The organism is Rhizobium sp. YTUHZ044, assembly GCF_051123975.1.
Classification (GTDB): Bacteria; Pseudomonadota; Alphaproteobacteria; order Rhizobiales; family Rhizobiaceae; genus Rhizobium.
Genome location: NZ_CP101426.1, coordinates 434,652 through 447,097 on the forward strand (window position 1 = coordinate 434,652; position 12,446 = coordinate 447,097).

The following is a 12,446-nucleotide window of genomic DNA, read 5'->3' on the forward strand; positions in this document are numbered from 1 at the left end:
GATTTTCGGGCCGATGCGGTAGATGCATGGCTCCCATGACGATCCGGCGGCCACGCCGGGCTTTTTGCTATTTCCTTCCTGTCATAGACGTGTTACCAGCCCTCGCCAACTTCCAAGCAACTCATGCACACCGCCGGGGCGGACGATTCGTTTCCGGGACGGGTTGCATTTTCTTAACTGAAGGAATTTGGCCATGGCCCGCATCATTGAAACGGCAACCGGCGCGGACGCGCTTACCTTCGACGACGTGCTGCTGCAGCCCGGCCATTCCGAGGTCATGCCCGGCCAGACGAACATCGCAACCCGCATCGCCCGCGACTTCGATCTCAACATCCCGATCCTCTCTTCGGCCATGGATACCGTCACCGAGAGCCGGCTGGCGATCGCCATGGCCCAGGCCGGCGGCCTCGGCGTCATCCACCGCAACCTGACGCCGATCGAGCAGGCCGAAGAGGTCCGCCAGGTGAAGAAGTTCGAAAGCGGCATGGTCGTCAATCCGGTCACCATCGGCCCGGAGGCGAAGCTTGCCGAAGCGCTCTCCCTGATGAAATCGCATGGCATCTCCGGCATCCCGGTCGTCGAGAAGTCCGGCCGCCTCGTCGGCATCCTCACCAACCGCGACGTCCGCTTCGCCTCGGATCCGGAGCAGAAGATCCATGAGCTGATGACCAAGGACAATCTGGTCACGGTCAAGGAGAGCGTCGATCAGCAGGAAGCCAAGCGCCTGCTGCACTCGCATCGCATTGAGAAGCTGCTGGTCGTCGACGCCGAAGGCCGCTGCGTCGGCCTCATCACCGTCAAGGATATCGAGAAGTCGCAGCTGAACCCGAACGCCTCCAAGGATGCGCAGGGCAGGCTTCGCGCCGCCGCCGCCATCAGCGTCGGCGATGACGGCTTCGAGCGGGCCGAACGCCTGATCGAGGCCGGCGTCGACCTTTTGGTCGTCGATACCGCCCATGGCCATTCGCAGCGTGTTCTCGATGCTGTCGCCCGGGTCAAGAAGCTTTCCAACTCGGTCAGGATCATGGCCGGCAACGTCGCCACCTATGACGGCACCAGAGCGCTGATCGATGCCGGCGCCGACGCCGTCAAGGTCGGCATCGGCCCGGGTTCGATCTGCACGACGCGCATTGTCGCCGGCGTCGGCGTTCCGCAGCTCGCCGCCATCATGTCGGCCGTCCAGGCCGCCCAGGATCAGGATGTGCCCGTCATCGCCGACGGCGGCATCAAATTCTCCGGCGACCTTGCCAAGGCGATCGCCGCCGGTGCTTCTGCCGTCATGATCGGCTCGCTGCTCGCCGGCACCGACGAGAGCCCGGGCGAGGTTTATCTTTACCAGGGCCGTTCCTTCAAGGCCTATCGTGGCATGGGCTCCGTCGGCGCCATGGCCCGCGGTTCGGCCGATCGTTATTTCCAGGCTGAGGTGCGCGACACGCTGAAGCTCGTGCCCGAAGGCATCGAGGGCCAGGTGCCGTACAAGGGACCGGTCTCGGCCGTCGTCCACCAGCTCGCCGGCGGTCTCAAGGCGGCCATGGGTTATGTTGGCGGCAAGGACCTGAAGGATTTCCAGGAGCGCGCCACCTTTGTGCGCATCTCCGGCGCCGGCCTTCGCGAAAGCCACGCCCATGACGTGACGATCACCCGCGAGAGCCCGAACTATCCGGGCGCCGGCCTCTGATCATGAAGGCGGGCAGCGCAATTCCGCTCTGGATCGTCGCGCTGCTCGCCGCCCTTTGCCTTGCCGTGCTCGCCTGGACGACCTTCGGCTTCGTCGTGCCTTTCAAGCACGAAACCGGGCAGGCGGTGCTCGACACCTACTTCGCCGGCTACGACGAATCGACCGTCTTCCACATGCAGAAGCTGCTCGATGAAAATAAGACGGCGGCCAAACTGCTCAGCGCCATGTATTTCGGGCCGGAGCTGATCTTTCCGGCATTGCTGACGGCGCTGCTGTTCGTCGTCTTCCTCAGGCTTGGTCCCGTCGGCTCGTGGTTCGGCCGGTCACTTCATCCGCTCATAGCCAAGGCGATCTCTCTGCTGCCTTTCATCTACGGCATCTCCGACTACGGCGAGAACATTTCCAGTCTGATTGCCTTCGGCAACAGCGCGTCCGCAGGTCTTGCAATGCACGTGCTGCCGTGGATGACGCGGTTGAAATTCGCAAGCCTCGCTATCTGCTTCATCGTCGCGGCCCGGCTTGCAATTGCCCGTTGGCTGTCGCCACGCCAGGACTGAAGTGGCTATCAGCTCCTTCGCCGCCAAACCGGATTTGACAGTCTCGCCATCATGAAATCGGAAAGTACCTCGACCTTCGCTGGCCGGTTCCGCGCGGAAGGTGTGACGAAATACAGTGCGCCGGTCGGCAGCGTCCAGTCGGGAAGAATCGGCTTCAGCCGGCCGTCTATCAGATAGTCATGCGCGAGAAACTCCGGAAGTTCGATGATCCCGAGGCCGCTTAGCGCCATTGGCACCAAGGCTTGCGAATTTGTGGCCTTGAGAGAGCCACTTGGCACGATGACCTCCTCCTTGCCTTCACTGTTGCGCAGGCGCCAGACATCCTGTCGCGCCCTATAGGCGTATCCCAGGCAATGGTGAGCCGCTAGGTCGCGCGGATGTTCCGGCACGCCGTACCGGTCGAGATATGCGGGTGCAGCGAGAATGAAGCGATCCACCGGCGTCAGCCTTCGCGCGACCAAGGACGAATCCGGCAGTACTGCGATTCTGAGCGCGGCATCAAAACCCTCTCCCACGATATCGACGACGGCATCGCTCATGTGCAGGTCGATGGAAATCTCCGGAAAGCGCTCGAAAAAATCAGGCAGGACCGGGGCAAGCCAGCGCGTCCCGAAGGCCATCGGTGCGGCAAGCCTGATGAGACCCTTCGGCCGGGTGGCAATCTCCCGGGCAGCGTCCTCCGCCCTCTCGGCCTCGGCATAGATTCGTGCGGCGCTATCGACCAGTCGCAGGCCGAATTCGGTCAACGCCAGCTGCCGGGACGTCCGGTTGAAGAGCCTGGCGCCGAGTCTGTGCTCAAGACGGCTGACGGCCCGCGAAACGGTCGGCACCGACACGCCGAGCGTCTGCGCAGCCCGAAGGAAGGAACGCTCTTCCGCGACCTTCGCAAACATCGCCAGACCCTCGAAATCGGGAAACTTTGTCATTTCATTCCTGAAACAATGGCTTTCAACTCTTTCTATTCCGCAACGATGCTTTCGTCCATATCTCAGCTTCAGTCGAACCAAGGAGACGACAATGACACAACGACTGAACGCAAAGATTGCGGTTATCACGGGCGCCACTTCGGGCATCGGCCTTGCAACGGCCAAGCGCTTCGTAGCCGAGGGCGCCCGGGTCTTTATCACGGGTCGCCGCAAGGATGTTCTCGATGCAGCAATCGCTGAGATAGGCGGCGAGGTTGTGGGAATTCAGGCGGATTCAGCCAATCTCGCCGACCTCGATCGCCTCTATGAACGGGTGAAGGCAGAATCCGGGAAAATTGACGTGCTCTTCGTCAACGCGGGTGGCGGCTCCATGTTGCCCCTCGGCGAAATCACTGAAGAGCAGTATGACGACACGTTCGATCGGAACGTGAAGGGGGTTCTCTTTACGGTGCAGAAGGCCTTGCCGCTGCTCTCGCCAGGATCATCGATCATCTTGACGGGATCGACCGCAGGCTCGACCGGCACACCCGCCTTCAGCGTTTACGCCGCATCGAAAGCCGCCTTGCGCAGCTTTGCGCGCAACTGGATCCTCGACTTGAAGGATCGCGGCATTCGGATCAACACGCTTAGTCCTGGCCCGACGGAAACGACTGGACTGGTCGAATTGGCGGGCAAGGACCCAACGCAGCAGCAGGGCTTGCTCGACGCCTTGGCAGCCCAGGTGCCTATGGGCAGGGTCGGTCGCGCCGAGGAAGTTGCCGCTGCCGCACTCTTCCTTGCCTCGGAGGATTCCAGCTTCGTCAGCGGTGCCGAACTCTTCGTCGATGGCGGCAGCGCCCAGGTGTGAAGACAATATCGGGTTTGCGGTTGCACAGCGGCGAGCCGCTGGCATCCGCTTATCCTTTCCGCTAATGCTGCCAACGGCATATAAAGCGGAAAGGAAGTGGCGATCATGACCGGCTATGAAATCTTCTGGCCACTCCTTGCCCATGTGGCCCTGGTCTATGGTCTCTACGCGCTTCTTGGCCTGAGACGCGGGAAAATGGTGCGGGTCGGAAAGATCCGCAAACAGGACTATCGCGAAAATCGTGACGAACCCGCCGAAAGCCTTGTCGTCAAGAATTGCCTCGCCAACCAGTTCGAATTGCCTGTACTCTTTTACCCCTGCTGCATTCTTCTCTATATCGCCGAGGCCGACAATCTTGTCGCCCTCGGCCTCGCCTGGCTCTTCGTCGCTCTGCGTTACGCTCATGCCGCCATTCACGTCACCAGCAATGATCTCAGTTACCGCAGCCCGATCTTTGCTGCCGGTTATCTGGTGCTTGCAGCCATGTGGGGTTGGCTCGCCATCTGGATGGCGATGGGCTGACGGCGATGTGCGCAGGCGGCAATCTGCCGGATTTTACAACTATCTGACGTTTTTTGCGCCCTCGTCAATCAGAGCAATGCGGCCTAGGAGCCTGATTTCTCACGCGTTTGCCTATCGTTAAAATCTGAGCGTTTCCATTTACCGCTGATGAAGGCCTGCAATGTCATATCCGCTCGACGCGGTGGTGGTAGATAGCCTGCGCCGCGAAACAATAAGAATGGGAACGACATGGGCGCGGAAAGCATGGATCGCATCGGCTTGCGCAGGAAGCCGAAGCAGGAGCGTAGCATCCAGAGGCTGGATCTTATCCTCGCTGCCGCCGCCAAGATAATCGCCCAAAAGGGCGTCAGCGCCATGCGGATGACGGAGCTCGCGGTCGCCGCCAAGGTGCCGATCGGCTCGGTTTACCAGTATTTCCCGGAGAAGGCGGCGATCGTCAAAGCCCTGTTCGACCAGCACGCTTCGGCGATTCAGGCGAAGACGGCGGCGATGTTCAGCGACGTGCAGTCCCTCGACCAGGCCCTCGATCTCGTCTGCGCCACCATCGACTGGTACTACGAATCCTATCGCGACGATCCCGTTTATCTCGGCGTCTGGATGGGAACCGAAACCGATCAGGATCTGCTTCGGCTGAATATCGAGCATAGCGGTCGCGTCGCTGGTATCTTCGATGACGCTGTACGCCGGTTGGCTCCCGACCGTTGCGACGAGGAAATGTTCGCGCGCACTTACCTTTTTAGCCACCTGATCGGCGCCGTCATCCGACTTGCGGCCGTCAGCGAAGAGGCCATAGCGCAGCGCATGCTCGGCGAGTGGAAACGCGTCATCCGGGCCTCCCTTTTTGCCGCGAGCGTCGCCTGAGGCCTTCTACCAGCTCGGCACCATATTGGCAGCCTTCAGCCGCGGATAAAGGCGCGCCTGGGCGGATTTGACATCCGCTTCCAGCCCGTCGTCGACGACAGCCGGCGTGATGTTGTCGAGGCAGGCAGTGATATGGGCCGTGATTGCGTTCATCAGCGACAGCGAGACGCCAGGCCGTTTCATGATGCCGATCTGCACCGGCGGCAGCGCCGGGAAACCGTCGGCCTGGCTCAGCACCTTCATGCCCGTCCGCAGCGCCGATTCCGGCATCACCGAGACCGCCATACCGGCAAGCACGGCCGCGGCGACGACGGTGCAGGACCAGCTGGTGAACAGGATCTGGTGCTCGCGCCCGACGGCATCGAGCGCCGAGCAGGCAAGCTGGCGCCATTGGCAGTCGCGGCGGCCAACGGCTAGCGGCACCGGCGCATCGTCGCGGATCGGATGGTTGGCCGAGCCGACCCAGCAGAGCGGCTCGGTTCTGACCACATCGGACATGCGCTCGCGCGGATTGTGGGTGACGAGGGCGATATCGAGCTCGCCCTTGTGCATGCGCTCGGCAAGGTCCATCGACGGCTCGCAGACGATGTAAAGCTCGACATTCGGATGCGTCTTGGCAAAACGGCCGATGATCTCAGGCATATAGCGGTCGGCGTAATCGTCCGGCGTGCCGATGCGTAGCGTCCCCTCCAGCCTGTTGTCGTCAAAGGCGGCGATCGCCTCATTGTTGAGGCGGATGATGCGCCGGGCGTAATTGAGCAGTTTTTCACCCTCGACCGTCAGCCGATTGCCGCGGCCGTCCTTGATGAACAGCTGCTTGCCGATGCGCTCTTCGAGACGGCGCATCTGCATGGAGACGGCGGATTGGGTCTTGTAGACCCTGTCGGCGGCCTTGGTGAAGCTGCCGGAATCGACGATGGCGATGAAAGTCTGCAACTGGTCGAGATCAAGAGGCGCGGACATGGGTTCACCTATAAAGATAGCTGATGATAATCATTAGAAACATTCGTTGGACTGATCAATAGGTCTTTGGCATCTTCGGGATGCAAATCAAGCAAAGTGAAGGACAGACACCCTGCCTGTCCGAGCCGAATTCAGCCTGCTCCCTTCCGCACGACCTCGCGGCAGGGGTGGGTTGTTGCGTGCCCCGAAAGAAAGGAGAGTTCGATGCACACGACAGACCGGACACTAGAACTCGACTGCGGCAAGCTTACCCCGACGTTTTCCCAGCGTCTGGCGGCAGGCCTCGCCCCGTTGACCTTCCTCTTTCGCGTGTTTCGCAATCGCATGGAGATCAACGCGCTGCATGATCTGAATGATACGCAGCTGAGAGATATCGGCCTCACCAGGGCCGATCTGACCTCGGCGTTCCTGGCCTCGACGTTTTTCGAGGATCCGTCGGAACATCTGACGCGTTCGGCGCGCAATCGTTGGCGCCTGCAGTTCTTCCGTTCCTGCGACGAGTAGGAGCGCAAGTTTCCCCGCAGGGTGATAGCCAATAGCCCTGCCGCTTGACCCGGCGATCGGCTTTCCCAGCCATCGCCGGGTCTTTTTATGTCTTAGGGTCAGGCGAAGGCTTCGGCCGGTAAGTTTCGAAAATCGCCTCCAGATTCCTCTGGTAGCTCTTCTGCACTTCCAGCCCGCTGTCGAACATGGCGTTCAACATCTCCGCATAGCTGTCGGCATTGACCTTCGCCTCTTCCTTCGGAGCCTCCGGCGTCTTCGCGGTAGGCTGCTGGGCTGCCGGTTGCTGGCCGAGCCCGGCCATCATCTCCTGGAAGGCTTTGGCGAAAGGATTGTCGAGGAATGGGTTCGGGGCAGGCGCCGGTTGCTGTTTCGGCATCGAAAACATCAGTTGCATCGCCTGCGTGAAGGGATTGTCGAAAATGCTGGACTCCGGGGCTGCCTTCGGCTTCGGCGCAAAGCCCGTACTCTCAAGCCATTTTTGAATGCTCTCGCCCATCGCCGTGTTGGCGAAGGGGTTGACAGGAGAGGCCATCTGGCCGGTCGTCTGCTTGAAGAGCCCGCCCATCAGCGTGTCGGCCAGCACCGGCAGCATCTGTTTGTAGATGTCCTGTCCGATCCCGGTCATCTGGGCGGCCTGGGCTGCGATCGCCCGCGAAACCTCCTTGGAGCCGAACAACTGGGCAAGGATGTTGTTGCCGTCGGAAATGCCCTCCGGCGTGAAGGCCCGGCTCATATCCTCGAAATATCGCGCGTAATTGCCGGAGGCGACGGCCTGCATCAGCCCGACGAAATCGTAAGGATTGCCGGTGCTGCGCTTCAGGCCGGCGGAAAAGGCCGGCATCAGCGCCGCCATGGCCTTCGTCGCCTGTTCCTGCGCCAGGTTGAATTGCCGGGCGATCGCTTCCATCGCCGCGCCGTTCTGCGCCTGCATCATCATATCGAAGAGTGGCAGCATGGAGGTCCCTTTCCCCGAGTCGTGACGCGTTGTGACGTCACTATATCCGGAAATGGTAATACGCAAACGGCTTTTTGTCAGAGGGGCTTAGGACGATCTCAGTACTGATAATCCTCGAAGACCGGTTCGACGGAACCCTGCCAGCGGCCGTGATAGAGCGACAGCAGATCCTCGGCGAGCGTCGCCTTCTTGGCAAGCACCTCGTCGAGCGGCGCCAGGAAGATGCTTTCGTCCTGGCCTTCGCCGTTAAGCCTGCCGCGCGCCTTGAGGCCGGCCCTTGAGATGCCGACGACCTCGCGCGCCGCCTCGAGCAGCGCATGCCCGCGAAACTCGGCCTTCAACCCTTGCGCCGGAACGGCATTGCGCAGGGCGCCGATCTCGGCAAAGCTCCAATCCTTCGTCAGCTCGTCGGCGGCCTGAAGGGCCGCATCGTCGTAGAGCAGGCCGACCCAGAAAGCGGGCAACGCACAGATGCGCCGCCATGGGCCGCCGTCGGCGCCGCGCATTTCGAGGAAGCGTTTCATTCGCACGTCCGGGAAGAGCGTGGAAAGATGGTTTGTCCAGTCACCCATCGTCGGCGCCGGATCGGCGACCTCGCCCTTCAACGCGCCGTTCATGAACTGGCGGAAGGTCACATGGGTACAGTCGTGATAGTGCCCGTCGCGGACGATGAAATACATCGGCACGTCGAGCGCCCATTCGGCATAATCGCGGAAGCCGAAATCGTCGCGGAACGTGAAATCGAGCAGGCCCGAGCGCTGGTTGTCGACATCGCGCCAGATATCGCCGCGCCAGGAGAGCAGCCCGTTCGGCTTGCCCTCGGTGAAGGGCGAGGATGCAAACAGCGCGGTCGCCAGCGATTGCAGCTTCATCGAGACGCGCATCTTCTGGCGCATGTCGGCTTCCGAGGAGAAATCGAGATTCACCTGGATCGTGCAGGTGCGATACATCATGTCTAGGCCCTTGGTGCCGACCTTCGGCATATAGCGGGTCATGATCTCGTAGCGCGATTTCGGCATTTGCGGGGTTTCGGCATAGGTCCATTTCGGACTGCCGCCGATGCCGAGGAAACGGATGCCCATCGGTTCGGCGATCTCGCGCAGCGTCGCCAGGTGCTGGTTCGATTCCCTGCAGGTCTGGTGGATTGTCTCCAGCGGCGCGCCTGACAGTTCGAACTGGCCGCCGGGCTCGATCGAGATCGCCCCCATGCCGTGCTGCTCGGCAAGGCCGATGATGTTGCCGCCGTCCATGATCGGCTCCCAGCCGCTCTTTTTCTGCAGGCCGGTAAGCAGGGCCGAGATGCTGGCATCGCCGAAGTAGGGAACCGGGCTGTTGTCGGCGCGGAAGAAGGCGAACTTCTCATGTTCGGTGCCGATCCGGAAGCGCTCCCGCGGCTTGTTGCCCGCGGCGATGTAATCGGTCAATTCCTGAACGGAAGAGAGCGGTGTCTGGTCGGTAGTGTCGCGGGCCATGCGGGGTACCTGTATTCAAAAGGCGCCCAGGGGGCCGGGCAATTGGAAGGTGATTAGGACCCAAGCCACGTATGTTGCAAGTGAAATTCTTTCAACGACGCATCAAAAAAACAGCAGTGATTTCCGCGTCAACCCGTTTTCCCGGTCATGTCCAGTCGCCGATCGCCGCCTGGACCACTGCCAGCGCCGCAACAGCGGCCGTATCGGCCCGGAGGATGCGAGGTCCGAGCGGAATGGCAGTGACGAAATCGAGGCTTCGAAGCCGCGCCCGCTCATCCTCCGAAAAGCCGCCTTCCGGCCCGACGAGCAGAGCGAGATGCCTTTCTTGGATGGCTGCCAGCACCGGCAGCGGGTTTTGCCCGGCGTCACCCTCGTCGCAATAGATGATGCGGCGCTCGCTCGGCCAATGGTCGAGCAGGTCGGAAAGCCTCACCGGCTCGGCCACGGCAGGGATGCCGAGAATACCGCATTGCTCCGCCGCCTCGACGACATTGGCGCGCAGCTTGTCGAGATTGGTGATCTTCCCCTGCACATGCTGGGTCATGACAGGCTGCAGCAGCCCGGCGCCCATTTCCACCGCTTTCTGCACGAGATAATCCATGCGGCCGACTTTGAGCGGGGCAAAGAGATAGTGCAGGTCCGTGGCCGCCGGCTGCGGCCGCGTCTCTTCGGTTGCCGTCAGCAGGATGCGTTTGCGCGTCGGGAAGGACAGCGTCGCCCGCCACTCGCCGTCGCGGCCGTTGAAGAGCAGGATGTCTGTGCCGTCCTCCATCCTCAGCACGTTGGCGAGATAGTTGAAATGGTCGGCATTCGCCTCCACGACGGCGCCGCTGGAAAGCGGCGCGTCGACGAAAAGTCGTTGCATGCGGAAATTGGCGCGCATTGGAAAAAACTCGGGATCTCAAACGAAGAGCGCGAACATAACCCAATAAATCATCGCCGCAAGCGCTGCCGAAACCGGCACGGTGATGATCCAGGCGGCGATGATCGTCATGAAATGCGAGCGCCGCACCAGATAGCGTCGCCGCCTCTCGTGGATATTCGGCTCCTCCGGCTCGTCGATATCGAAGCTCTCCGTCTTGCGCCTGATATAGGCGATGCGGCGCTTCGAATGGCGCGTATACCATTCGCGGAAGAAGCCGACGCCGAAGACGGAGCCGACGGCGATATGGGTGGTGCTGACCGGCAGGCCGAGCCAAGAGGCGACGATGACGGTGAAAGCGGTCGACAGCGCGACGCAATAGGCGCGCATCGGATTGAGCTTGGTGATCTCCTCGCCGACGAGGCGGATGAGCCGTGGCCCGAAGAGCAGCAGGCCGACGGAGATGCCGAAGGCGCCGATCAGCATCACCCAGAGGGGCGAATGGCCGACGCCGCCAACGCCGCCGATGCCGACCGAATGGACGATCGCCGAAAGCGGCCCGACCGCGTTTGAAACGTCGTTTGCGCCATGCGCGAAGGATAGCAGCGCCGCCGAGCCGATCAGCGGCAGCCGGAACAGCGCCCGCAGTGAACTGTTGCGGTTTTCAAGATCCCGCGCCTGGACGAGGACGAGCGGCCGGGCGATAAGCCAGGTCACCAGCCCGATGGCGATCCCGATCAGAATGACGGTGAAGGGCGGAAATCTACCGATCGGCGATAGCTGCAGCACCATATAGGCCATGAAGGCGCCAGCCATCGTCGCGACCAGCACCGGTACCCAACGCCGCGCCGCCGCGATCTTGTCGTCGCGATAGATGATGAGCGTCTTGACGAGATAGAGCAGGCCGGCCGCGATCAGTCCGCCAAGGAGCGGCGAGGTGATCCAGCTCGAGGCGATCTCGAACATTACCTGCCAATTCACCGGCTCCGGCCCCACAGCTGAGATGCCGGCCCCGATCACCGCCCCGACGATCGCATGCGTGGTGGAAACGGGCGCGTTCATCCAGGTTGCAAGGTTGATCCAAAGGGCGGCTGCGGTCAGCGCCGCCATCATGATCCAGCCGAGCACCGCCGGCGACACCTGGCCAGCATCGACGATGTCGGAGGAAATCGTCTTGACCACTTCGCCGCCCGCGATCGTGGCGCCCAAGACCTCGAAGATCGCAGCAATGACCAGCGCCTGGCCCATCGTCATGGCGCGTGCACCGACGGCCGCACCGACGTTGTTGGTCACGTCGTTGGCGCCGATATTCATCGCCATGTAGCCGGCAAGGGCCGCTGCCGCCACGACGAGTACGGCGCCCGGACGGTCGAAGACATAGACGCCGGCAAAGAGCATGACCAGGCCGACGAAAATCAGCCCGAGCCCGGGTGCCACCAGCAGTCGCGCAACGTGCTTTGCCGCGTCCTCGACATAGGTGATTTTATCGAGGTCTTTATCGAGCGTGCGTTTGGTAAGAACTGCGGGACGGGGCGGCATTCTTTTTCCTGAGGGATGAAGCTGCTTCTACGCTGCTTTCCTAGCAGTGCAAGATGGCAGGATTCATTCCGCTGGAATTTGCTTGGCCGCCGGAACTTTTTTGGCCACCGGAATTCGCTTCGCCGGTCTGACTGAAAGCTTGTCGGTCATCTTTTGTTTGAAGGCGAGGAAGAGGTTGCGAAGCTCTGGTTCGCGCACGCGGCTCACCGCCTCGTCGACCGAGACCCACTCGATGGTGCGTTCGCCTTTTTCCTTGAAGTTCTTCGCCATGTCGGTGACCTCAAGCGCATAGACCTGCACTTTGCAAACCACCTGCACACCGTCGCGCAGCACTTTCGGATAGGTGTAGGAACCGAGCGTTTCCGCCTCGACGGAGCCGCGAACGCCGGCTTCCTCCAGAGCTTCCTGCAGGGCGACCTCATGGGCGCACTTGCCGTTCATCGGCCAGCCCTTGGGAATGACCCAGCGGCCGGTGTCGCGGCTCGTCATCAGGAGTACCTCGACTTCACCGCTCTTCTTCTTCAACCGGTAGCAGAGCGCACCATATTGCTGTCGCGGCGGGCGCCGGAACATCAGTCGCACATCGGAGGCCAATCGGGCGAGAAGAGTCAATTGTCGGGTCACCTTTACAGTGGTTGTTAGGAATCACTCATATGCGTGTATCACGGAACGCTGACACAATCCAAAGCCGCGACGGTCCGAAACATGATTTAACCGCCGTTCATAGGGGAAATCGGGCTGGGGCAGGCTCAAAAAAACC

Annotated in this window: 13 protein-coding genes; 6 read left to right on the top strand and 7 right to left on the bottom strand. The window is 61.5% G+C overall.

Going from position 1 to position 12,446, the window contains the following annotated elements; translation table 11 throughout:
• The first annotated feature begins 193 nt into the window (after positions 1-193).
• On the top strand, positions 194-1,678 hold the full coding sequence (guaB, locus tag NL154_RS02100; RefSeq protein WP_210629073.1) for an IMP dehydrogenase: 1,485 nt from the start codon (positions 194-196) through the stop codon (positions 1,676-1,678).
• Between the two features lie 2 nt (positions 1,679-1,680).
• Entirely contained in the window at positions 1,681-2,235 is a 555-nt protein-coding gene (locus NL154_RS02105) for a hypothetical protein (protein WP_221122505.1), read from the top strand.
• Positions 2,236-2,243: 8 nt separating this feature from the next.
• Here the strand turns inward: NL154_RS02105 and NL154_RS02110 are convergent, their stop codons facing one another.
• Positions 2,244-3,161, bottom strand: coding sequence for a LysR family transcriptional regulator (locus NL154_RS02110; protein WP_210629071.1), 918 nt, complete (start codon positions 3,159-3,161; stop codon positions 2,244-2,246).
• Positions 3,162-3,252: 91 nt separating this feature from the next.
• Here NL154_RS02110 and NL154_RS02115 point away from each other — a divergent pair, with 91 nt between their 5' ends.
• The 3 genes from NL154_RS02115 to NL154_RS02125 all read left to right on the top strand — a co-directional run bounded on the left by NL154_RS02115 (position 3,253) and on the right by NL154_RS02125 (position 5,391).
• Positions 3,253-4,008, top strand: a complete 756-nt coding sequence (locus NL154_RS02115) for an SDR family oxidoreductase (RefSeq protein ID WP_210629070.1) — start codon at positions 3,253-3,255, stop codon at positions 4,006-4,008.
• A gap of 105 nt (positions 4,009-4,113) precedes the next feature.
• Complete coding sequence (locus NL154_RS02120; protein ID WP_210629069.1) at positions 4,114-4,530, top strand: MAPEG family protein; 417 nt, start codon at positions 4,114-4,116, stop codon at positions 4,528-4,530.
• Positions 4,531-4,758: 228 nt separating this feature from the next.
• Positions 4,759-5,391 carry a TetR family transcriptional regulator gene (locus NL154_RS02125; RefSeq protein WP_210629068.1) on the top strand — a complete coding sequence of 211 codons (633 nt, stop codon included), beginning with the start codon at positions 4,759-4,761 and terminating at the stop codon, positions 5,389-5,391.
• A 6-nt stretch (positions 5,392-5,397) separates the two neighbouring features.
• Here the strand turns inward: NL154_RS02125 and NL154_RS02130 are convergent, their stop codons facing one another.
• Entirely contained in the window at positions 5,398-6,354 is a 957-nt protein-coding gene (locus tag NL154_RS02130; RefSeq protein WP_210629067.1) for a LysR substrate-binding domain-containing protein, read from the bottom strand.
• A gap of 204 nt (positions 6,355-6,558) precedes the next feature.
• Between NL154_RS02130 and NL154_RS02135 the strand changes: the two genes are divergently transcribed.
• The gene (locus tag NL154_RS02135) at positions 6,559-6,858 is read left to right on the top strand and encodes a DUF1127 domain-containing protein (protein ID WP_210629066.1); all 300 of its coding nucleotides are present in this window, start codon (positions 6,559-6,561) and stop codon (positions 6,856-6,858) included.
• Between the two features lie 85 nt (positions 6,859-6,943).
• Here NL154_RS02135 and NL154_RS02140 read toward each other — a convergent pair whose 3' ends face one another.
• From NL154_RS02140 to NL154_RS02160, 5 genes are all read right to left on the bottom strand, one after another.
• The gene (locus NL154_RS02140) at positions 6,944-7,813 is read right to left on the bottom strand and encodes a DUF937 domain-containing protein (RefSeq protein ID WP_210629065.1); all 870 of its coding nucleotides are present in this window, start codon (positions 7,811-7,813) and stop codon (positions 6,944-6,946) included.
• A gap of 98 nt (positions 7,814-7,911) precedes the next feature.
• A complete protein-coding gene (locus NL154_RS02145) occupies positions 7,912-9,285 on the bottom strand; it encodes a glutamate--cysteine ligase (protein ID WP_210629064.1) in 1,374 nt (457 codons plus the stop codon).
• Positions 9,286-9,430: 145 nt separating this feature from the next.
• Complete coding sequence (locus NL154_RS02150; RefSeq protein ID WP_210629063.1) at positions 9,431-10,168, bottom strand: 16S rRNA (uracil(1498)-N(3))-methyltransferase; 738 nt, start codon at positions 10,166-10,168, stop codon at positions 9,431-9,433.
• A gap of 18 nt (positions 10,169-10,186) precedes the next feature.
• Positions 10,187-11,686, bottom strand: coding sequence for an inorganic phosphate transporter (locus NL154_RS02155; protein ID WP_434733496.1), 1,500 nt, complete (start codon positions 11,684-11,686; stop codon positions 10,187-10,189).
• Between the two features lie 63 nt (positions 11,687-11,749).
• Entirely contained in the window at positions 11,750-12,298 is a 549-nt protein-coding gene (locus NL154_RS02160; protein WP_434733497.1) for an NUDIX hydrolase, read from the bottom strand.
• Between the last annotated feature and the right edge of the window lie 148 nt (positions 12,299-12,446).